At 60.7% G+C, this 21,622-nt stretch carries 22 protein-coding genes and 1 rRNA gene; 12 read left to right on the plus strand and 11 right to left on the minus strand.

All coding sequences use genetic code 11. The features are described from left to right. A 16S ribosomal RNA gene (locus CSQ92_RS19355) occupies positions 1-121 on the minus strand; the annotation flags it as partial. A 606-nt stretch (positions 122-727) separates the two neighbouring features. Between CSQ92_RS19355 and CSQ92_RS19360 the strand changes: the two genes are divergently transcribed. The 3 genes from CSQ92_RS19360 to CSQ92_RS19370 all read left to right on the plus strand — a co-directional run bounded on the left by CSQ92_RS19360 (position 728) and on the right by CSQ92_RS19370 (position 4,185). Beyond that, a complete protein-coding gene (locus CSQ92_RS19360; RefSeq protein ID WP_070253895.1) occupies positions 728-2,008 on the plus strand; it encodes a sensor histidine kinase in 1,281 nt (426 codons plus the stop codon). Positions 2,009-2,076: 68 nt separating this feature from the next. Beyond that, the gene (locus tag CSQ92_RS19365) at positions 2,077-2,835 is read left to right on the plus strand and encodes a LytR/AlgR family response regulator transcription factor (protein WP_034782231.1); all 759 of its coding nucleotides are present in this window, start codon (positions 2,077-2,079) and stop codon (positions 2,833-2,835) included. Positions 2,836-2,991: 156 nt separating this feature from the next. Next, complete coding sequence (locus CSQ92_RS19370; RefSeq protein WP_099389331.1) at positions 2,992-4,185, plus strand: PAS domain-containing sensor histidine kinase; 1,194 nt, start codon at positions 2,992-2,994, stop codon at positions 4,183-4,185. A 46-nt stretch (positions 4,186-4,231) separates the two neighbouring features. On the opposite strand, the gene CSQ92_RS19375 is transcribed toward CSQ92_RS19370, so the two are convergent. From CSQ92_RS19375 to CSQ92_RS19385, 3 genes are all read right to left on the minus strand, one after another. After that, complete coding sequence (locus CSQ92_RS19375) at positions 4,232-5,179, minus strand: porin (RefSeq protein ID WP_052140115.1); 948 nt, start codon at positions 5,177-5,179, stop codon at positions 4,232-4,234. Between the two features lie 185 nt (positions 5,180-5,364). After that, on the minus strand, positions 5,365-6,015 hold the full coding sequence (locus CSQ92_RS19380; RefSeq protein WP_034782226.1) for a class I SAM-dependent methyltransferase: 651 nt from the start codon (positions 6,013-6,015) through the stop codon (positions 5,365-5,367). Between the two features lie 61 nt (positions 6,016-6,076). Then, on the minus strand, positions 6,077-7,018 hold the full coding sequence (locus tag CSQ92_RS19385; protein ID WP_034751505.1) for a CysB family HTH-type transcriptional regulator: 942 nt from the start codon (positions 7,016-7,018) through the stop codon (positions 6,077-6,079). Between the two features lie 160 nt (positions 7,019-7,178). On the opposite strand from CSQ92_RS19385, the gene CSQ92_RS19390 reads away from it, so the two are divergent. The 8 genes from CSQ92_RS19390 (at position 7,179) to CSQ92_RS19425 (ending at position 14,957) form a co-directional block, all read left to right on the plus strand. After that, a complete protein-coding gene (locus CSQ92_RS19390) occupies positions 7,179-7,952 on the plus strand; it encodes a sulfite exporter TauE/SafE family protein (RefSeq protein WP_034782225.1) in 774 nt (257 codons plus the stop codon). An 81-nt stretch (positions 7,953-8,033) separates the two neighbouring features. Next, the gene (locus tag CSQ92_RS19395; protein ID WP_099395123.1) at positions 8,034-9,722 is read left to right on the plus strand and encodes a nitrite/sulfite reductase; all 1,689 of its coding nucleotides are present in this window, start codon (positions 8,034-8,036) and stop codon (positions 9,720-9,722) included. Then, entirely contained in the window at positions 9,715-10,275 is a 561-nt protein-coding gene (locus CSQ92_RS19400) for a DUF934 domain-containing protein (RefSeq protein ID WP_099395124.1), read from the plus strand. The genes CSQ92_RS19395 and CSQ92_RS19400 overlap by 8 nt, the downstream gene beginning before the upstream one ends. Before the next feature lie 9 nt (positions 10,276-10,284). Continuing rightward, the gene (locus CSQ92_RS19405) at positions 10,285-11,001 is read left to right on the plus strand and encodes a phosphoadenylyl-sulfate reductase (protein WP_070282804.1); all 717 of its coding nucleotides are present in this window, start codon (positions 10,285-10,287) and stop codon (positions 10,999-11,001) included. A gap of 39 nt (positions 11,002-11,040) precedes the next feature. Beyond that, on the plus strand, positions 11,041-11,952 hold the full coding sequence (gene cysD / locus CSQ92_RS19410; RefSeq protein WP_034782216.1) for a sulfate adenylyltransferase subunit CysD: 912 nt from the start codon (positions 11,041-11,043) through the stop codon (positions 11,950-11,952). Then, positions 11,952-13,268, plus strand: coding sequence for a sulfate adenylyltransferase subunit 1 (locus tag CSQ92_RS19415; protein WP_099395125.1), 1,317 nt, complete (start codon positions 11,952-11,954; stop codon positions 13,266-13,268). Before cysD ends, CSQ92_RS19415 begins: the two co-directional genes overlap by 1 nt. Positions 13,269-13,296: 28 nt before the next feature. Further along, positions 13,297-14,061 (plus strand): uroporphyrinogen-III C-methyltransferase, encoded by a 765-nt coding sequence (gene cobA, locus CSQ92_RS19420; RefSeq protein WP_099389335.1) that lies wholly within the window; start codon positions 13,297-13,299, stop codon positions 14,059-14,061. A gap of 245 nt (positions 14,062-14,306) precedes the next feature. Further along, positions 14,307-14,957, plus strand: coding sequence for a hypothetical protein (locus tag CSQ92_RS19425; RefSeq protein ID WP_139144061.1), 651 nt, complete (start codon positions 14,307-14,309; stop codon positions 14,955-14,957). On the opposite strand, the gene CSQ92_RS19430 is transcribed toward CSQ92_RS19425, so the two are convergent. The 4 genes from CSQ92_RS19430 to lptF are packed head-to-tail and all read right to left on the minus strand — an operon-like array spanning position 14,954 to position 18,637. Then, positions 14,954-15,922 carry a Stealth CR1 domain-containing protein gene (locus CSQ92_RS19430; protein ID WP_099395126.1) on the minus strand — a complete coding sequence of 323 codons (969 nt, stop codon included), beginning with the start codon at positions 15,920-15,922 and terminating at the stop codon, positions 14,954-14,956. The genes CSQ92_RS19425 and CSQ92_RS19430 overlap by 4 nt on opposite strands. Next, positions 15,919-16,326, minus strand: a complete 408-nt coding sequence (locus CSQ92_RS19435; RefSeq protein ID WP_099395127.1) for a sirohydrochlorin chelatase — start codon at positions 16,324-16,326, stop codon at positions 15,919-15,921. Before CSQ92_RS19435 ends, CSQ92_RS19430 begins: the two co-directional genes overlap by 4 nt. Further along, on the minus strand, positions 16,326-17,495 hold the full coding sequence (gene lptG, locus CSQ92_RS19440) for an LPS export ABC transporter permease LptG (RefSeq protein ID WP_034782207.1): 1,170 nt from the start codon (positions 17,493-17,495) through the stop codon (positions 16,326-16,328). Before lptG ends, CSQ92_RS19435 begins: the two co-directional genes overlap by 1 nt. Then, the gene (lptF, locus tag CSQ92_RS19445; protein WP_034782206.1) at positions 17,492-18,637 is read right to left on the minus strand and encodes an LPS export ABC transporter permease LptF; all 1,146 of its coding nucleotides are present in this window, start codon (positions 18,635-18,637) and stop codon (positions 17,492-17,494) included. Before lptF ends, lptG begins: the two co-directional genes overlap by 4 nt. A gap of 67 nt (positions 18,638-18,704) precedes the next feature. On the opposite strand from lptF, the gene CSQ92_RS19450 reads away from it, so the two are divergent. Then, complete coding sequence (locus tag CSQ92_RS19450) at positions 18,705-20,198, plus strand: leucyl aminopeptidase (protein WP_099395128.1); 1,494 nt, start codon at positions 18,705-18,707, stop codon at positions 20,196-20,198. Positions 20,199-20,385: 187 nt separating this feature from the next. Here the strand turns inward: CSQ92_RS19450 and CSQ92_RS19455 are convergent, their stop codons facing one another. The 3 genes from CSQ92_RS19455 to CSQ92_RS19465 are packed head-to-tail and all read right to left on the minus strand — an operon-like array spanning position 20,386 to position 21,617. Continuing rightward, entirely contained in the window at positions 20,386-20,913 is a 528-nt protein-coding gene (locus CSQ92_RS19455) for a hypothetical protein (protein WP_070282795.1), read from the minus strand. An 11-nt stretch (positions 20,914-20,924) separates the two neighbouring features. Continuing rightward, on the minus strand, positions 20,925-21,395 hold the full coding sequence (locus CSQ92_RS19460) for a CreA family protein (protein ID WP_099395129.1): 471 nt from the start codon (positions 21,393-21,395) through the stop codon (positions 20,925-20,927). Between the two features lie 33 nt (positions 21,396-21,428). Then, complete coding sequence (locus CSQ92_RS19465) at positions 21,429-21,617, minus strand: DUF1653 domain-containing protein (protein ID WP_034782199.1); 189 nt, start codon at positions 21,615-21,617, stop codon at positions 21,429-21,431. Positions 21,618-21,622: the final 5 nt, after the last annotated feature.

Here is a 21,622-nt window from a genome sequence, read left to right on the forward strand (position 1 = left end):
CGATATATTACTCACCCGTTCGCCACTCGCCACCAGAGCAAGCTCCGTGCTGCCGTTCGACTTGCATGTGTAAGGCATGCCGCCAGCGTTCAATCTGAGCCAGGATCAAACTCTTCAGTTTAATCTCTGTTTAATGTCATTTCTGACAGGTCGGACAGTATCACTACCATCCAAATCTTTTGCATTGCAAAAGATTTGCTCACTCAAAAAACTGACAGGCCACTACTTTCGTAGCGCCTATTTCATTATTTCTTGTGAACATTTGATATATTTTAAGTTTGACGCCAATCCGAAGATTGACGCTGCACTTACATCAAATGCCCACACTTATCGACTGTTAATTGTTAAAGAACTGTATTCGGTTACTGCTTTCGCGCTATCGACAAAGCGTTGTGTTTGTCAGCTGCGAAGAAGGAAGAGTATGAAGCATTTCGCTACGTCCGTCAACTCCTTCTTTTTTCTCACTTTACGCTGCATTTGCATGCGTCGTTCAGCGAGGGGGCGAATTATAGCCTTGCCCCGCACACCCCGCAAGCGCTATTTTTCCACCCTCACCGCCCAGCAAGCATAGTCTTCACTTCAAGCGCCTTTTTGTGCAGCCTGTCGCAATCGGCTGGCGTAGTTCGTGGTCTTTAGGCACAGTGGCAACATCAGACTCTGACGCTACTCAACAAGGGGTTAAACTTGCCCGCTGCGTCGATTAACTCTTGTACTTGAAAGTGCCCTCATGCTTCCGATTTCCAGCCTGCCCCAATTGTTGAAAACCATCCTCGCTTGGTTGCAACGGGCATTCGACGCGACGACGACCTGGGTTACCCAACTGTCCTGGTGGAAATTCTTCCTGTTCGCTGCACTGGCACTGATCGCCGGCTCCATTTTGCAAGATGAGCTGTTCTCGTCCAGCCCGGACGAAGAAGTGGTCATCAAGTCGCATAAACGCAGCAGCAAGGGCTCGGGTGAAACCAATATCCTGATCGACGATACGGGCATTCACTTCAATCCCCGCAACAGCAAGAACCGCCGTAGCAGCTCGGCCGATCCAGCCGATGCCGCCGAGGCAGACGCACAAGCCGGTGCCGTGCCGCCCGAACCGCCTGAACCACCGGCTGCCCCTGCCAAACCCAGCTATCCAGTAACGACGAATGCCTCGGGCGAAGAAGTCCATATTGAATTGCCGCCGCAAATCGGCGAAGAGTTGTCGAATGCTATCGAAGAAGCGGTCGATGATGCGGCAGAACAAAAAGTGTCGCGCTATCACCAGCAGGCATCAACCTGGTTCAAGAGCTTTGTGTCCTTGCTGGTATTGGCCCTGTTTGCCATGAAAGCCCTGGTTGGCGGCAAGAAACGTGCGGAAGCGGAAACCGTCACGGCAAACGAAGCGGCCGAGCGCGAATCCATGCAGCGCCAGCTCAGCGAAGCGAAGATGCAGATGATGCAGGCGCAAGTCGAGCCGCACTTCCTGTTCAACACACTGGCCTCCGTCGAACACCTGATCCAGGTCGATCCGCCGCGCGCGGCGAAGATGCAGCGCAGCCTGATCCAGTATCTGCGCGCCGTGCTGCCGCAAATGCGCGACAACGCCCTGATTACCAACCTGGGCCGCGAAGCGGATATGGTGCAAGCGTACTTGAACCTGCTGAAAATGCGCATGGAAGAACGCCTGACCGTCGATTTCCAGATTCCAGACGGCCTGCGCAGCGCCGCCTTCCCGCCCATGATGCTGCAATCGATGGTAGAGAATGCCATCAAACACGGCCTGGAAGTCAAACCGGAAGGCGGCACCCTGCGCATCGTGGCAGAAGTGGCGCACAGCAAGCTGCGCGTCACGGTGACCGATGATGGCCTGGGCTTTGGCGTGGTACCCAGCGATGGCACGGGACTCGGTTTGCCCACCATCCGCGAGCGCCTGAAGCTGCTGCATGGCGACCAGGGCAGCCTGACCATTACGCCAAATCAACCGTCCGGCGTATGCGCCGTGATTGAAGTGCCATATCAATTGTCCAAATAAGACAGAGTAGTTGATAAAAACGCTAAATCATTGAATAATCAATCTTCGCCCGTTCACACTTGAGACCTATGCCTACCGCTATTATTGCCGACGACGAAAGACTGATGCGCGACCAGCTGCGCCTGCGCCTGGGCCAAGCCTGGCCTGAACTGGAAATCATCGGCGAAGCCAAGAATGGCGACGAAGCGATCGAACTGGTGGAGCAACTCAAGCCGGACTTTGCCTTCCTCGATATCCGCATGCCGGGCAAGACAGGCATGGAAGCAGCGCAAGTGATTGGCGGCAAGACGCACATCGTCTTCGTCACGGCCTATGATACCCACGCCGTCGAAGCCTTCGAGCGGGGCGCCGTCGACTACGTGCTCAAGCCGCCCGAGCATGAGCGCTTGCTGGTCACGGTGGAGCGCCTGAAAACCCACTTGAACAAGCCGGCCCTGGACGTCAACAGCAGCGTCACGGCCATGCTGTCGCAACTGGCGGAGAAAATCACGGCCAAGCCCACGTATCTGCAATGGATACAGGCCAGCATCGGCCAGGACTTGCGCATGATCCCCGTGGAAGAAATTCTGTTCTTCCGTTCTGACGAGAAATACACCTGTGTGCAGACAGCCAAGTATGAGGCGCTGATCCGCAAGCCCGTGCGCGACCTGGCCGAAGAGCTCGATCCTTCGCTGTTCTGGCAAATCCACCGCGCCACACTGGTCAACGTGAATGCCATCGAAGGCGTGACGCGCGACATCCGCGGCCGCCACCTGGTGCTCATCAAAGGCAAGTCCGACAAGCTCGAAGTGAGCCGAAGCTTCCTGCACCTGTTCAAGCAAATGTAAGTCTCTCGCCGCCGCCCGGCCCAGGCCGGCGCGGCGCATCACTCTCTTCTTTCCCCTTCCTGCGCCACATCAAGCCGCGCCGTGCCAACAAGCATAGGCTAAAGTCCTGTCTGCCATTCCTGTCTTGCCTTCGTTCACGTTCGCAAGGAGAACCCCATGCCTGACCGAGGCAGTTCCACACTGCTGCGCATCCTGCCGCTGGGCATGGCGGCAGCGCTTTTGCTGTGCTTGTTTCCTCCCCTGAAAGCCCTCCGGCAACGGCAGGCGCGTGGCCAGGCCATCATCGATAGCGCCAGCGACGCCATCATCAGCATCGACAGCGGGCAAATCATCCTGCATGCGAACGCGGCGGCAGCCAGGTTGTTCGATGACACGCCGGACGGCATGCGCGGCATGCGCCTGGGCCACTACATCCTGCGCGACTTGCGTACCCTTGACGGCCTGGGCAAGCACGATGGCGATCCGCCGTTTGGCGACATCAGCCAGGAGCTGCGCCTGACGGGCCGGCGCGCCACCGATTACACCTTGACGGGCCGGCGCAGCGATGGCGCCATGTTTCCCCTCGAAGGTTCGCTCTCGGCCATGCAGGAAGACGGCCATAGCGTGTTTACCATCATCGTGCGCGATATCAGTGCGCGCCAGCAAATGCATGAACAGCTGGCCCGCTCCTTTTCGCAACTGCGCGAATTGTCGAGCGCGCTGCAATCCATCCGCGAAGAGGAGCGCAAGCATATCGCACGCGAACTGCATGATGACCTGGGGCAGTTGCTGGCCACCTTGCGCGTCGACCTGACCCTGGTGCGCCAGCACACGGATACCACCGCATCTTTGCAAGCACTGCTGCACAGCATGGACGGCTTGCTGGTGACGGCCATCACCTCGCTGCGGCGCATCGCCAGCAACCTGCGTCCGCGCGCGCTCGATGAAGGGGGCTTATATTTTGCGCTACAAAAACTGCGGCACGACTTCCTGCTGCGCCGCGCCATCCATTTCGACTTGCTGGCCGACGAAGCCGACCTCGTGCTCGACGATGCGCGCAGCACGGCCATCTATCGCATCGTGCAGGAAGCGCTGACGAATATCGCACGCCATGCCGAGGCCAGCCATATCACCATCGCCCTGCACCGCATCGATTCCTCGCTCGCCATCACCATCCAGGATGACGGCCGCGGCATTGCCGAGCACGACCTGGAAAAAGCCACGGCCCTGGGCTTGCTGGGCATGCGCGAACGGGTGTGGGGCTTGAACGGCAGCATCCATATCGGCGCCGATAGCGAATTGGGCGGCACGCGCATCGACATCTCGCTGCCCATGCATGCGGAGGCGGCAGCAGCAGCGGCGATGCAATAAAAAAGGCGCCCGCAGGCGCCTTTCACTTCCTCACATCGAATGATGCTTAGAATTTGTGTGCCAGGCCGATCTGGTACGAAGTCAGCGATTTGACGCGCTCGCGGCCAGCGTAAGCGTACACGTCGGTGCGCTTCGACAGGTGGTAGTCGTAGCCGACGCCGAATTCCTTGATGGTGTCCTGATCCTTGAACTTGTTGTTGCTTTGCTCTTGCTTGCCGTACGACACTTTGGCATCGCCGCCGCCAACCGTGTAGTTCAGGCCGATCAGGTAGGACTTGAATTCGCCGGTCGTGGCAACTTTGGTGTCGCCTTTCGAGTAGGCGGCCGTGATCTTGGCTGGGCCGAATTTATAGCCGCCACCGATGGACCACAGGTCAGGCTTGGCGGCCGTTGCCGTTGCTTGCACGGCTTTTTCGTAGCCGGCGTGCAAGCTGATCGGGCCATTGTCGTAGGTTGCCAGGCCGATCACGCCTGCGTCAGCGCTGTTGACTTCGCTCAGCACGTATTGCAGGCTGCCCACGAAACCTTCAAAGCTTGGGCTGTTATAGGTCACGGCGTTGTTGACGCGCGATGTGCCGACGCCCGAACGCAGCAGGGTTTCATTGTTCTTGCCGACCACGCCGTAGGTGTTGAATGGATCGACGCGGGCGATGGTGCCATCGACCAGGTTCTTGGTGCGGCCCAGGATGGCGGTACCAAACGCGCCTTTCAAGCCCACGTAAGCTTGACGGTCGAACAACACGCCTTTTTGTGCGCCGGTATCGGCCAGAAATTCACTTTCCAGGTTGAAAATTGCGGACAGACCGCCACCCAGATCTTCCGTACCCTTGAAACCGAGGCGCGACGCATTGTTTTCGCGTTGTACCGTCGGCTGGCCAGTGGTCTTGGCAATACCGAGGTCAACCAGGCCGTACACGGTGACGTTCGATTGTGCTTGTGCCGTAGCTGCTGCGAAGGTGCCGATGATCAATGCTGCCAGAGTAATTTTTTTCACTTGAGATTCTCTACATTAGGTTGGACAAGAATGTTGCTGCTTAGCTGCTGAACCGAATCATGCCCACCAAATACTTCAACAATATGACATCGACAAGATGTTGTTTTTTAGCACAATGTCTTGTCAGATAAAAACAACAGGCGAAAAAAAACCGCCCGAGGGCGGCTTGTGGCGGCAGTCCGGCCTTACTTCAGGCGGCAGCTCAGCAGCCAGTAGTATTCCAGGCGCTTCATGCGGATTTCGCGGGCCGAGTGGGCAAACTTCTTGCGCAGGTGGCTATCCGACGGGAAATTCTTCAGCACTTCATAGCGCTCGCCCCCATCCGTCGTGCGGAACTGGTGGGTATTGCCTTCCAGGTCGGTGCGCGCGATAACGGTGCTGCTGCCATCGACATAGGAATTGTCGATCAGTACCAGCAGGATGTCCTTGCCCAGCTTGCTGCGCAATTGCTTCAGGTATTTGTCCTGGTCTTCACGCTTGACGTGCGACCACCAGAAACCGGCAAACACGGCCGTGAACTTGCCCAGCAAGTCGTCCGGCAAGTTGAACGCGTCGAGCTTGGCGAAGGTGACGTTGTCGGGCAAACCGCGCGCCTGGGCCAGCGCCAGCATTTCATCGTTGATATCGGTGGCCAGGACGGACTCGGCCGACTCGGCGACCACCTCCGTCCAGTAGCCGGTACCGCAAGCCAGTTCCAGCACGGTGTGGCCTTCCAGCACGTCGGCGACCTTGTCGCGCAACACTTCCAGGTCTTCCTGGCGTTCGGGCTTGTCATAGACGCGCTCGTACTGCTGCGCGATGGTGGCGTAATATTTGGCAAGCTGATCGGTAATCATTGTTTCTTCTCTTCTTAAATAATCTTGGCCAGGCACCTCGCCCGGCCGACTTCGTGCATTGTTATAGTTCGTAGTGCTCTTTATCACCGCTCATCGCCTGCTCGATGAGCTTGCGGTTCAGGGTCGGCGTCAGCAACTCGATAAAGGTATAAATATAGCTGCGCAAATACGCGCCTTGCTTGACAGCCACGCGCGACACATTCATGCCGAACAGGTGGCCGACAGGGATGGCGCGCAAGCCTTTGTCGCGCTCGGCATCGAAGGCCATACCCGCTATGATACCAATCCCCATGCCCAACTCGACATAAGTCTTGATCACATCCGCATCGATGGCTTCGAGCAAGATGTCAGGCTTCAGGCCGCGCAGCACGAAAGCGTGGTCGATCTTGTTACGTCCGGCAAACGCGCTGTCATAGGTAATCAGGGGGAAAGCGGCGATTTCTTCCAGGGTCACGGACTTCGACTTGAGCAGCGGATGGTCGACCGGCACCACCACCACGTGCTCCCACTGATAGCATGGCAAGGTGATCAAGCCATCGATGGCGGCGATCGATTCCGTGGCGATGGCCAGGTCGGCCTGGTCGCGCTGCACCATTTCGGCGATCTGGCGCGGGTTACCTTGCAGCAAAGACAATCTTACCTTCGGAAACTTCAACATGAAGGCTTGCACCACCTTCGGCAAGGTGTAGCGCGCCTGCGTATGCGTGGTGGCAATGGTAAAGCTGCCGCTGTCCTGCGCCGCGAATTCCTTGCCGATGCGCTTCATACTGTCGATTTCCTGCATGATCAGCTCGACGGACTCCAGCACCAGGCGGCCCGGCTCCGTCAAGCCGCGGATGCGCTTGCCGTGGCGCGTAAAAATATCCACGCCCAGCTCTTCCTCCAGCTCGATGATGGCTTTCGATACGCCCGGTTGCGACGTAAACAAGGCCTTGGCGGCGTCCGTCAGGTTGTAATTCTGCCGGACCGCTTCGCGCACGAAGCGCAATTGATGGAGATTCATTGCTGGTTTGCCCTAGATTGCCGTGATTTGCCGAGTTTCCGCCCCACCCATGATTTTACGTTCATGCATATACGCATATCGCATATAAGCAAATGCGTACTTAGTAGTTTGGAATAAACACTAAGTTTATTACTATTGCGGGTACTTTGGGGGTGCAAGCATGACTTTGTCTTATATAGTCTCAGGATTTGCCGTAGGATTACTCGTAGGAATGACCGGCGTGGGCGGCGGTTCGCTGATGACGCCGCTGTTAACCTTGCTGTTTGGCGTGCCGCCTTCCGTGGCGGTGGGCACCGACCTGGCGTTCGCCTCGATCACCAAGAGCGCCGGCACCCTGACGCACCGCCTGCGCGGCACCATCCGCTGGGATATCGTCAAGCGCCTGTGCATCGGCGCCCTGCCCGCCGCCGTCATCGCGACCCTGGCGCTGAAATCGTTCGGCACCCTGTCGCCGGAAATCGGCCAGATCATCCGTTACTCGATCGCCGGCTCCGTGCTGCTGACCGTCGTGGCGCTGATTTTCAAGGGCCGCATGCTGGCCTGGATCAATGCACACCCCGAGAAACAATTGCAAGGTAACAAGCTTGCCGCTGCGACCATTATTTCCGGCGCCGTGCTGGGCGTGCTGGTCACGGTGTCCTCGATCGGCGCCGGCGCCATCGGCGCGACCCTGCTGGTGATGCTGTATCCACGCATGAGCTCAGCCGAAGTGGCGGGCACCGATATCGCCTACGCCGTGCCCCTGACGGCCATCGCCGCCCTGGGCCACTGGTGGCTCGGCTCCATCCACTGGGAATTGCTGGCCTCCTTGCTGGTCGGCTCCCTGCCCGGCATCACGCTCGGTTCCTGGGTCGCCCGCTCCGTGCCGGAAAAGTTTTTACGAGTGCTGCTGGCGATGACCTTGACCGGCGTGGCAGTGAAGCTAATCTATTAATTACCGAACAAGTGACAAGAGCAGTATCAAGAACATAATCCCAGGCAATCTTCCAGCACCCCGGCTTTTTTAGGAATTGATATGTACCACTACGATCAGTACGACCACCTCATCATCAAAGAACGCATCGCCCAGTACCGAGACCAGGTTGCGCGCCGTATCGCCAATGAGCTGACGGAAGAGGAGTTCATTCCGCTGCGCCTGCAAAACGGCCTGTACATGCAACGCCACGCCTACATGCTGCGCATCGCCGTGCCGTACGGCTTGCTGTCGTCGAAGCAGATGCGCATGTTCGCGCACATCGCGCGCAAGTACGACCGCGGCTATGGCCACTTCACGACGCGCCAGAATATCCAGTTCAACTGGATCGAGCTGGAGCAAACCCCCGATATCCTGACGGACCTGGCATCGGTGGAAATGCACGCGATCCAGACTTCCGGAAACTGTATCCGCAATACAACATCGGACCCGTTCGCCGGCGTCGCCGCCGATGAAATCATCGATCCGCGCCCGTACGCGGAAGTGTTGCGCCAATGGAGCACCTTCCACCCCGAGTTCATCGCCCTGCCGCGTAAATTCAAGGTCGCCATCAATGGCGCCGAAGAAGACCGTGCCGCCATCGCCGTGCACGATATCGGCTTGACGGCCGTGCGCAACGAAGCTGGCGAAGTGGGCTTCAAGGTGATGGCCGGCGGCGGCATGGGCCGCACGCCGATCCTGGGCAGCGTCGTGCGCGAATTCTTGCCGTGGCAGCACTTGCTGACGTATATCCAGGCCATCATGCGCGTGTACAACCTGCACGGCCGCCGCGACAACAAATACAAGGCGCGCATCAAGATCCTGTTGAAAGCCATCGGCGTGGAGGAATTCACGCGCCAGGTGGAAGCAGAGTGGGTCGACTTGAAAGATGGTCCGGAAACCTTGACGGCCGAGGAAATGCAGCGCGTGGCGGACTTCTTCAATCCACCCGCCTACCTTGTCCTGCCGGAACTCGACTACAAGGCGGAGCACGCGGACAACAAGGCGTATGTGAACTGGCTGGCGCGCAACGTCAAGCCGCACCAGCGTCCCGGCTACGTGGCCGTGGTACTGTCGCTGAAGAAAACGGGTGTGCCGCCAGGCGATGCGACGGCCGAGCAGATCGACTTCGTGGCGGATCTCTCCGACCGCTACAGCTTTGGCGAACTGCGCGTGACCCACGAACAAAACCTGGTGCTGGCCGACGTGGAGCAGTCGAAACTGTTCAAACTGTGGCAGGAAGCCAAGGCGCATGGCCTGGCCACGCCGAACATCGGCTTGCTGACGGACATGATCTGCTGCCCCGGTGGCGATTTCTGCTCGCTGGCCAACGCCAAGTCGCTGCCGATCGCGGCCGCCATTGCCGAACGCTTCGACAGCATCGACTTCCAGCACGACATCGGCGAGATCGAACTGAATATTTCCGGCTGCATCAATGCCTGCGGCCATCATCACGTGGGCAGCATCGGCATCCTCGGCGTCGACAAGGATGGCAGCGAATGGTATCAAGTGTCGATTGGCGGCGCACAAGGCAACAACGCGGCCATCGGCAAGATCATCGGACCATCGTTCTCTTCCCTGCAGATGCCTGAAGTCATCGGCCGCCTGCTGCACGTCTATGTGCGCGACCGCCACGAAGGCGAGCGCTTCGTCGATACGGCCCAGCGCCTGGGCGTGGCGCCGTTCAAGGAACACGTATATGCAACGCCGATCACGGTCGGCAACCTGGTGGGAGAGGACGAATATGTTTGAAGTACGCGAAGAAATCATCAAGAATGCCGCCGTGGTGCCAAATACCTGGGGCTTGCTGCGCCTCGATGAAAACGACATGCCGGAAACGGTCGTCGTGCCTGCCGGCAAGGTCATCGTGCCCCTGCTCGTATGGCAAGCCCAGCGCGAGACCCTGGCCGCCCGCCTGCCCGATATCGGCGTATGGCTGGCCAGCGACGAGCGCCCGGAAGAACTGGCGGCCGACGTGGCGCAACTGCCCGTGATCGGCGTGGACTTCCCGAAATTCACGGATGGCCGAGGCTATTCGATCGCCTTCAACCTGCGCGCCCGTCTGGGTTTCCAGGGTGAGTTGCGCGCCATCGGCGACGTGCTGCGCGATCAGCTGTTTTCCATGCACAGGGTAGGCTTTGACGCTTATGCCACCCGGCCCGACCGCAGCATCCACGACGCCCTGAAAGGTTTGTCGGTCTTTTCGGAAACCTACCAGGCTTCGTGGGATCAAAAATCACCGCTGTTCCGTCGCCACCAGCGCGAAGGCCAGAATCCTGACCTCGACAACGCGGCCGGCATCTGAGGGCCCATCATGAGCAATTTGACTTCTTTGATTGACGCCACCGAGCAAACGCTGACACGCATCGCCGCGGATTTTTCGCCGGCCGTGTTCGCGTCCAGCCTGGCAGCCGAAGACATGGTGCTGACCGACATGATTCTCAAGGCGAAGCTGCCAATTGGCATCTTTTCCCTGGAAACGGGCCGGCTGCACCAGGAAACCCTGGCCGTGCTCGACAAGGTCAAGACCCGTTACGACCACGACATCACCTTGTACCGCCCGCAGCCGGAAGCGGTGGCTGCCTACGTGGAACAGAACGGCCTGAACGCCTTTTATAACAGCGTCGAGATGCGCCGCGAATGCTGCCGCATCCGCAAGGTCGAACCGCTGGGGCGCGCGCTGGCCGGCAACAAGGCCTGGGTGACGGGACAACGCCGTGCGCAGTCCACCACGCGCGCCGAATTGCACGTGCAGGAAGACGACGCGGCGCACGCGATGACGAAATTCAATCCGCTGGCCGACTGGTCGGAAGAAGACGTGTGGGCATACATCCGCGCCAACGACGTGCCCTACAATGCGCTGCACGACCAGGGCTACCCGTCGATCGGCTGCGAACCCTGTACGCGGGCCGTCCAGCCGGGCGAAGATGTGCGCGCCGGACGCTGGTGGTGGGAAAACCCGGACTCCAAGGAATGCGGCCTGCACATGGTGGACGGCAAATTGATACGCATCAAATCCGTGGCAGCCTGAACAGACACAACAGACTCAGCAGAATAAGAAAGCACCCATATGAGCAATATTTTGAACCAGCGTCACCTCGACAGCCTTGAATCGGAAGCCATCCACATCATGCGCGAAGTGGCGGCCGAATCGGCCAATCCTGCGCTGCTGTTTTCCGGTGGCAAGGATTCCGTCGTCCTCTTGCGTTTGGCCGAGAAAGCCTTCCGCCCGGGCAAGTTCCCATTTCCCCTCGTGCATATCGACACGGGCCACAACTTCCCGGAAGTCATTACTTTCCGTGATAAAAAGGTGGCGGAACTGGGCGAACGCCTGATCGTCGGCTCCGTGGAAGACTCGATCAAGCGCGGCACCGTGCGTCTGCGCAACCCGGCCACGGATTCGCGCAATGCGGCGCAAGCCGTCACCTTGCTGGAAACCATCGCCGAACACGGCTTTGACGCCTGCATCGGCGGCGCCCGCCGCGATGAAGAAAAGGCCCGCGCCAAGGAACGCATCTTCTCGTTCCGCGACGAATTCGGCGCCTGGGACCCGAAAGCCCAGCGTCCGGAACTGTGGGACCTGTATAACACCCGCGTGCATCCCGGTGAAAACATGCGCGTGTTTCCCATCTCGAACTGGACGGAGCTGGACGTGTGGCAATACATCGCCCGCGAGCAACTGGAATTGCCACCGATCTACTTCGCGCACGAGCGCCAGGTGATCCCGCGCAACGGCTTGCTGGTGCCGCTGACGGACCTGACGCCGCCACGCGAAGGCGAAACGGTGGAAACGCAAGTCGTGCGCTTCCGCACGGTGGGCGATATCTCGTGCACCTGCCCTGTCTCCTCGGATGCGGCGACGGTCGACGCCATCATCGCCGAAACGGCAATCACGCAAATCACGGAACGGGGGGCCACCCGTATGGATGACCAGACTTCCGAAGCCTCGATGGAAAAACGCAAGAAAGCAGGGTACTTCTAATGAACGCAGCAATCCAGAACACCAACCTCACCGACAGCCTGGAGCGCGGCATGTTGCGCTTCATCACGGCCGGTTCCGTCGATGACGGCAAGAGCACCCTGATCGGCCGTTTGCTGTTCGACAGCAAGGGCATCTTCGCCGACCAGCTCGACGCCATGTCGCGCTCCAAGCACAAGCGCACGGTGGGCGACACGGTCGACCTGTCCCTGCTGACGGACGGCCTGGAAGCGGAACGCGAGCAAGGCATCACCATCGACGTGGCCTACCGTTACTTTGCCACGCCGAAACGCAAATTCATCATCGCCGACACCCCGGGCCACGAACAATACACGCGCAACATGGTCACGGGCGCTTCCACCGCCGATGCCGTCATCATCCTGATCGACGTGTCGAAGGTAAAACTGGGCGACGATGGCAGCGTGGAATTGTTGATCCAGACCAAGCGCCATTCGACCATCGCGCACTTGCTGCAGATCGAGCACGTGGTCGTGGCCGTCAACAAGATGGACCTCGTCGACTACGATGAAACGGTGTACAAGCGCATCGTGGCCGCCTACCGCGAATTTGCCCAGTCGCTGGGTTTGAAGGACATCACGCCGATTCCCCTGTCGGCACTCACTGGCGACAACGTCGTCGAACGCGGCGACAAGCTGGGCTGGTACACGGGCCCGACCCTGATCGAGCTGCTCGAATCGCTGTCCGTCTACGATGAATCGCACGACACGCCATTCCGCTTCCCGGTGCAGTTGGTGGCGCGCCACAATGGCCACGAAGCGAACGACTTCCGCGGCTACATGGGCCGCATCGAAGCGGGCAAGGTCAGCGTCGGCGACACCCTGGTGGTGCAGCCATCGGGCCAGACGGCAACAGTCAAGGATATCGTCACCCTGGACGGTTCGCTGTCGACGGCCGTGGTGGGCCAGTCCGTGACCCTGCTGCTCAATGAATACCTCGATATCTCGCGCGGCGACTTGCTGGCAAGCAGCGAGCGTCCTGCCACCCTGCTGAAACAGGTGGTGGCCGACGTGTGCTGGCTGTCGGAGGACGCGCTGGACCTGCGCCGCAAGTACTGGATCAAGCACGGCACGAAACAGACGGCGGCAAAAGTGACGGCGATCGAATCGATCCTCGACATCAATACGCAGCAGCGCCATCCGGCCGAAGGCTTGAAGCTCAACGATATCGCCCGCATCAGCCTGAATGTGCAGCAGGCGCTGGCGGCCGACGCGTATGCCGATATCCGCGCCACCGGTGCCTTCATCCTGATCGATGAAGTCACCCACCAGACGGTCGCGGCCGGCATGGTTCGACTCTAACTCTGCATCGTCCAGGAAAGGCAGCCACATGAACAGCTCCCCATCTCTCCCCGGCAAGGTTTACCTGGTCGGCGCCGGCCCCGGCGCGCAAGATCTGATGACCTTGCGCGGCGCGCGCCTGCTGGCGCAAGCGGACGTCGTGCTGCACGACGCGCTGGTCACCGAAGAGATGCTGGAGTTGTGCCCGCAGGCGAAGAAAATCCTCGTAGGCAAGCGCTGCGGCCAGTTGTCGACGGCGCAGGCCTTCATCAACAAGCAACTGGTCGACCATGCACGCAAGCACGCCGTCGTCGTGCGCCTGAAAGGGGGCGACCCCATGCTGTTCGGGCGCGCCGACGAGGAATTGCGCGCGCTGGAAGAGGCGGGCATCGCGGTGGAAGTGGTGCCCGGCATTACCACGGCACTGGCGGCAGCGGCCGCCACACAGCAGCCGCTGACCAAGCGGGGCGTGTCGCGCAGCGTGGCCTTTTTCACGTCCAGCACGGCGCCGGGCGAACCGGACCAGACGCGCATTCCCGACTGCGACACCCTGGTGCAATACATGGGCGGCCGTGAAGCCATCGCCACGGCACAGCGCCTGCTGGCGCAGGGCCGCCGTGCCGACACCCCGGTGGTAGTGATTGAAAACTGCAGCCGCCCGGACCAGCGCATCGTACGCCTGCCGCTGAGCGCCCTGGCGCATGGCCTGGGCGACACCCACGGTCCCGTGCTGGTGATGCTGGGCGACGCCATGGCCGCGCGCGCGCACCAGAGCACCGAAGAAGCAGCCGCCATGCTGGCCCGCCATGCTTGAATAAACACACCGTATTTTACCGACTTTAAAGTCAGTAATCGACGTCTTCAGAGGAAACATGATACGATGCGGACGCATCTTTTCTCGAGAAGTTGTTGCGTGATAGCAATAAATTCACGCTTCGCCCCGCCATAGCGCTTGCCATGCGGTCTCCCGGCTGACGGAACCACTGGCAACCTCCCCGAAAAAAGCTGCGCCCGCAGGCTGCAATACCGCGCCGCGCAACTTTAGCCTTACGACCACACATGAATTTCACCTCCATGCGCGAAGCCCTGACTTCGCTCAGCCGCAGCAATGTCGGCGTCGCCAGTGCTGTGCTGTTAAGCATGCTCGCCTCTATCGCCCTGTGGACGGTGTTCCCGAATATCGACGACGAAAACCATTTGCTGGAATGGCTGCAAGCGCTGTTCCTGGCCCTGGCTTGCACCGTGCACGGCGTGCGCGCCTGGCAAGAGACTGACCGCCAGTCGCTGCGCTTTCTCATGCATGCAGGCTTGTGCGCCCTGCTGTTCGGCTTCCTGCTGCGCGAACTCGATATCGACCAGTTCGGCACGGCGCCCGTCTGGGCCCAGCTGGAAAAAGCCCTGCGCGTGCTGGAATTGCTGATCCTGATACGCATCCTGATCTTTTTCGCGCCGCGTGCCCGCAAGGTGTTTGCCCATGCCGGCCTGATTTTCAGCATGCGCATCACCATCCTGACGGCCATCGGCGGCTTGCTGATGGTCGCCGGCTGGCCCTTCGACAAGAAGGTCTTCCATGGCATGCCGGACGCCTACGCGCTGCTGGGCGAGGAAGTCTTCGAACTGGGCGCCTATCTGCTGCTGTTCCTCGCTTCGCTGTCCGACAGTTCGGCCGCCGCCCGCATCAGCCTGGCGCCAAAGAAGAAATCGGCTTAACCGCCCTCAAATGAAGATGGCAGCGGCAGCAGCCGCTGCAAGGTCGCGGCCACGCGCAGCAGGCGCGGGTCGTCATCCTCGGCCTCGTCGCAGGTATCGTTGATACAGAAAAACGGCAAGCTGCCAAAACGCGCCGCCAGCTCCTCAAGCTGCTGCGGCGCCGCCACATCGCCGCTGGCGATATGCAGCGGGTCGAGCATGCGCGACCGCGCAATCCCCTGATGCACCATCCAGCGCGGCACCAGGTCGGGCAGCAACGCCGGCACCTGCCACGAGCGAAACACCGTCGCGCGCACGCCGGCAAACATGGCCGGCGCCAGCCCTTCCAGTGCATGCAGCGCGCTTTTCAGCATGGGCCGCGGCGCGTGCGCATACAGGCGCGGTTCATGCTGGTAAGCTGCATACTGCGCCGACAGCCATTGCCGCGACAAGGTGGCGCAATTGACAGGCGCCGCCACGTCGGCGCGCAAGCCCTGCATGTCTTCGTGCAGCGCACTCTCCGTGAAAACACTCAAACGCCCGTCCCCTTCCTCCCCAAACCAGAATGCGGGCTCGAACGGCGCGCCAAAAAATACGTCGTCGTTCAGATACAGGAAGCGCTCGGACAGGCCCGGGATATGGTGCAGATACGATTCGATATGGCCGGAATCGAACACGGGCAAGGCGGCAGCGGGCATCAGGCTCGCATGGTCGATCACCGTCAGGCGCGGTGAGGCGCGCAGCCACTCCGGCACTTGCCGGTCCGTCAGCAGGTAGACATGGCCGTGGCCGGGGAAGAAGCGCTCGAGCGCGCGCAGGTTGTAGCGCAGCTCGCCGTTGTCACGGTAGCGCCCCGCCACGTTGCCGTGCAGGGCCAGCTGGCCGGGATGCGCCTGCGCCCAGGCGGCATACGCGTGCTGCCAGCGCGCGCGCCAGGCGGGATCGGTGCCGTCAACCCACAGGTAGACGATGTCGATGCCGCTCAAGGGAGAGTGCTGGAGCCTGGCGCCGCCACGCAGTAATCGGCGATGGCGGCGAGCACGCTGGCGTTCTCGCCGACCGCCTCGACCACCTTCAGGCGCAGTGCAGGATGCCGCTGGCGCAATTCTTCCAGCAATAGCGGCAAGTCGCGCAGCACATGCCCGCCCTGCCCCAGGAACACGGGCACCACGGTGACGTCCAGGGTGGCGCCGGCGGGCAGCTTGGCCAGCAGGGTCGCTACCAACTCGGGCAGGCGTGGCGTCATCAGTTCAAGGAAAGCCAGGTGCACGCCGGTGCCGGGCATGCGCGCCTGGGTCAGGTCGCGCAGGCGCTCGAAGGGCGCGGCCCACGATGCGGCGCGCGCGCCATGGGCAAACAGGATCAGCGCCTGTTCCGCGTTCGTCTCCATCAGTGCCGCTCCACCCACCACAGGGCGCCCAGCGCCAGCAGCAGATACAGCGCGCTCGGCGCCACCGCCGTCAGGAAGGCCGGCCAGGTGCTGAGCAGCCCCAGATGCGAGAACAGGGTGTTGACCAGCATGAAGCTCACGCCGATCATGATGCCGATGAAGATCTTCAGGCTGATGCCGCCGCTGCGCGTATGCATGTAGGCGAACGGCAGCGCCAGCGCCATCAACACGAAAATGGCCAGCGGATCGATCAGCTTTTTCCAGAAGGCGATGCGGAAACGCTCGGTTTCCTGCTTGTTCTCGGCCAGGTGGCGCGTGTACACGGCCAGTTCGCTGGCCGACATGCGCTCGGGATCGGAAGCCGACACCGTCAGGATCTTCGGCGTCACTTCCGACGTCATGTCCTTGCTGGCGCTTTGCACCGTGTGCACCAGGCTCGTTTCCTGCCCATAGTAGTTCGACAGCTTCGGCTCGAAGCCGGGCGACGTGGCCGCGCTGTTCGAGAACGAGGTTTCCGTCACATCGGTCAGGCGCCAGATATTGTTGCCCCGATACGTCGCGCCCTTGGCCACGGTCAGGGTGCGCAAACGCATATCGGTGTCGAATTCATACAGCTTGACGTTTTTCAGCTGGCCGTCCGGACGCGCTTCGCCGACATTGAAAAAGCGCGAACCGGTGACGGTGCCCGTCAGGCCATCGCTCTTGACCATGTCCTTGGTCCACAGGCCCGAGCGAAATTCGCTCGACACGGCCGCGCCGCGCGAGGTCAGCTTGAGGCGTTCGGCCAGCGGTTCCGTGCGCGGCGTGATCAACTCGCCGAAGATGAAGGTGATGACGACGAAGACGATACCGATGCGGAACAGGAAACCGGCCGCCATCGCCGTCGACATGCTCGATGCGCGCATGATGGTAAATTCGGAACTGGCGGCAAACTGCGCCATCGTATAGATCGTGCCGATCAGCGCCGCGATCGGCATCACCTCGTACACGTGCCCCGGCACCAGCACCAGCACGTACAGGAAGGCATACTGGATGGTGTAGCCGTTGCGGCCCACCTTGGGCAACTCGCCCGTCAGGTCGATGAAGGCTTGCAGTGCCAGGAAGGCCAGCAGCACGAACAGCACCGCCTGGAATATCGAGACCGCAAAATAGCGCTGTAAAATCTTCATTTCGATGCCGCTTTACTTGTATTGCCGGCGCGGCGCGCGCGCTTGAAAGCCGCCAGCAGGACCAGCGGATGATAGCGGTGGTTCACATTCAGGCGCCACGCAAACAGCGCCACCACGGCCAGCGCCGCCAGCAGGTGCAGCGGCCACCAGGCCAGGCCAAAGGTCAGGCGGCCCTGTTTCACGCTCGCTTCGATGACCTTGATCAGGTTGCTGTACGTAAAGAAAATCAGCAGGGCGATGATCAGGTTGGTCGAACTGCCTGCACGCGGATTGACAAAGCCCAGCGGAATGGCCAGCAGGATCAGCATCAGGCCGATCAGGGGCGCGCTGACACGCCACAGCAATTCGGCCATGGTATACGGATTCGGATCGGCGATGAGCGCCATGGTGCTCATGGCGCGCACGCCCAGTTCCGCGCCCAGTTCCTGCTGCTTGCTCTCGATGCGCATGATGTACTGTTCGAACTCCATGGTCTGGAAGTCCGCCTGCGTCGGCACGCCCTGATAGCGGCGGCCGCTCTTGAGCACCAGGAAGCGTTCACCCTTGGCGTCGGTATTGATCACGCCTTCCTTGGCGACGACGACGACGGCGCTGCCTTTTTCATCGACGGTATTGACGAAGACGTTTTGCACCACCGTCTTCTCGCCGCTGACGCCCTCGACGAAGAAGATGCGGTTGCTGCCGGCCGATTCGCGGAACTGGCCCGGCGTGACTTTCTGCAGGTCTTCGCGCTTTTCAAAGCGCGCCACATATTCATCGCTTTTCTTTTGCGCCCACGGCGTGGCGTACAGGCTCAGGATGCCGGTGGCCAGCACCAGCGGCAGGCCGAAGCTGAGCACGGGCCAGATCCAGCGCGACAGGCTCAGGCCGGAGGCGAACCACACCACCATCTCCGACTCCTTGTAGCTGCGGGTGACGACCATCAGCACCGAAATGAATCCGGTGAGGATGATGATGGTGGGCAGCTGCATCAGGGCGGAAAAAACCATCAGCGACATGACGTCGGACGACGCAATCTTGCCGCCCGCCGCCTTGCCGAGAATACCGATCAGCATCCAGGTGAGCAGGATGCTGAACAAAACTGTGAAGGTGGCCCCGGCGGCACTAGCCAATTCACGTCGAAGGGCGCGTTGAAAGATCATTCGGAGTTTATAATTCGGATCAGTTAGTTGAGTAACACGTTACTAGTAAATGAAAACGGAGAACCAAATGGACTTTAGCATAAAAGCATTCGATACCAAGAGCACCCTCGGCACGGCCAAAAGCGGATGCATCGCGGTTGCGGTATTCGAAAACAAAAAACTGTCGCCAGCGGCAAAATCGCTGGACAGCAAGGGTGCGATTTCGGCTGCGCTGAAGTCCGGCGACATCAGCGGCAAGCCTGGCAGCACCTTGCTGCTGCGCGCAGTCGATGGCGTCGCCGCCGAACGTGTTCTGCTGGTAGGCATGGGCAGCGATGACACTGTCAGCGAAAAAAGCTTCACGACCGGCGTACAAGCCGCACTGAAGGCCTTCGGCTCGCTGGGCGCTGCGGACGCCATTATCGCATTACCGCTGGCTGAAGTGAAAGAGCGCGACTTAAATTGGGCAATCCGTTGCGTGGTGCAAGCCGCACATGACAGCCAATACCGCTGCGACTCGCAAAAAAGCAAAAAAGATCCGGCGCCAGCAGGCGTGCGCAAGATCGTCCTGGCTGCTCCTGCAACGGCCGCCACGCGCGGCGCGCTGGCGCAAGCCATCGCCATCGCCAACGGTTCCGACCTGACGCGCAACCTGGGCGACCTGCCGGCAAACATCGCCAATCCGACCTACCTGGCCAACACGGCCAAGCAGCTGGCCAAGGATTACAAGTTCGAAGTCGAAGTGCTGGACCGCAAACAGCTCGAAGCGCTGAAAATGGGCAGCTTCCTGTCCGTCACCAACGGCAGCGAGCAGCCGCCGAAGTTCATCGTCCTGAAACACATGGGCGGCAAGGCCAAGGATGCGCCAGTCGTCCTGGTTGGCAAGGGTATCACCTTCGACACGGGCGGCATTTCGATCAAGGCCGGTCCTGGCATGGATGAAATGAAGTACGACATGTGCGGCGCCGCCTCCGTCCTGGGCACCTTCCGCGCCATCGGCGAAATGAACCTGAAGCTGAACGTCATCGGCATCATCGCCGCGTGCGAAAACATGCCGTCGGGCCGTGCCACCAAGCCGGGCGACATCGTCACTTCCATGAACGGCCTGACCATCGAAGTGCTGAACACGGACGCCGAAGGCCGTCTGGTGCTGTGCGACGCGCTGACCTACGCCGAACGCTTCAAGCCGGCAGCCGTGGTCGATATCGCCACCCTGACGGGCGCTTGCGTCGTGGCCCTGGGCCACCACAACAGCGGCCTGTTTACGCGCAGCGATGCGGCGCATGACCAGCTGGCCAATGAATTGCTGGCAGCGGGCAAACAGTCGAGCGACACGGCATGGCGCATGCCGATCGAAGAGGCGTACAACGAGCAGCTGAAGTCGAACTTCGCCGACCTGGCCAACATCGGCACGCCAGGCGGCGGTTCGGTGACGGCAGCGGCCTTCCTGGAAAACTTCACCAAGAAGTACACCTGGGCGCATCTGGACATCGCCGGCACGGCATGGAAATCGGGCGGCGCAAAAGGCGCGACCGGCCGTCCGGTGCCTTTGCTCACCACGTTCCTGATCAACCGCGTGTAAGAGAACGCCAGACCAAACCTACTGCGCGGGGCCATTGGCGGCCGGCGATGCTCGCTGTACATAAAGTACAGCTGCGCTTCTCGGCCACCACTAGCTCCCGCTCGCTACGGTTTTGTCAGGCGTCGTTACGCAAGAATACAGCCGCCACGGTCACTGACCCTGGCGGCTTTTTTTATGTGCAGTTGAATCAGTAGACGACGGGATTGGGCAAGGGCGACGGCGCCACCTTCGGCTGCACCACCGTTTCCGGCACGGCGGCCGGCTGCGGCTTCGCGGCGACGGGCGCGGGCGGCGGCGCCAGGCGCGCGGGGTCCTGCATGACGATGGTCAAAATGGATGGGTAGTCAAAGCCGGCGCCCGTGTTGCGGTCGACGAAATAGCCGACGCCCAGGGTCAGGATGACATTGCCCCAGACGCTGCCATTGAGCTTGGGGTCGATATGGTCGTCCGTCGCGATGGCGGGCGAACCGTGCTTGCGGCAGTCGACCTTCAACGGTTCCTGGCTCTTGCGGATGGTGATGCGCCCGGGCGTGGTGACGAACCACTTGCCCACGTCGTTGCTGAGGATGCAGCCGGCGCCAGTCAGTTCGCGGTTATCCTGGATGGTTTGCACCAGCACCATCTGCTCGGTGTTGCCAGTCAGGGTGGCGCAGCCGCCCAGGCCAAACAGCAGCAGCGTCCTGGCGGCAAGGGCGGCAGACGATGGCACGCGCATGGGAAGCTCGCTTAACGGACGGGAATCGGCTGGTCGCCGGGCACGGCGACGGCGGTGACGCTGTTTTTCGGACTGCCGTCGATCAGGCGGTCGGAATACACGAGGTAGACCAGCGCATTGCGCTTGCTGTCGACCATGCGCACGACGCGCACATGCTTGAAGAAGATCGAGGCACGCTCGGTAAACACTTCTTCCTGGCGTGGCAGCTTGCCCTTGAATTGCAGCGGCCCCACCTGGCGGCACGCCACGGCCGCATCGGCCTTGTCTTCGGCCAGGCCGACGGCGCCCTTGATGCCGCCCGTCTTGGCGCGCGACAGATAGCAGCTGACGCCGGCGACGTGCGGGTCGTCATACGCTTCGACGACGATCTTGTGGTCAGGGCCGATCAGTTTGAACACCGTGTCGACCGAGCCGATGGTTTCGGCGTGCGCCGCGGCGCAGGCAAAGCACAGCACCAGAGCGGCAGGCAGCAATTTACGCATGAAGAGTATCCCGGGCACGCACGCAGGCGGCCATCAGTTGATGGGAGCGAAACGCTGGACCATGACGCCTTCGACTTCGATCAGTTGAAAGAATACGTCCTTCGGCCGGGTCCAGATGGAACCGTCGGCGGCGCGATAGACGATCATCGGCGTCAGATCCGCTTCCAGCGTGGCTTCGCACACCAGTTCGTAAATGCCGCCCTTGTAGTGCCGATAACGCATCGCCG

The sequence above is a fragment of the Janthinobacterium sp. BJB446 genome, from assembly GCF_002735655.1.
Classification (GTDB): Bacteria; Pseudomonadota; Gammaproteobacteria; order Burkholderiales; family Burkholderiaceae_D; genus Janthinobacterium; species Janthinobacterium lividum.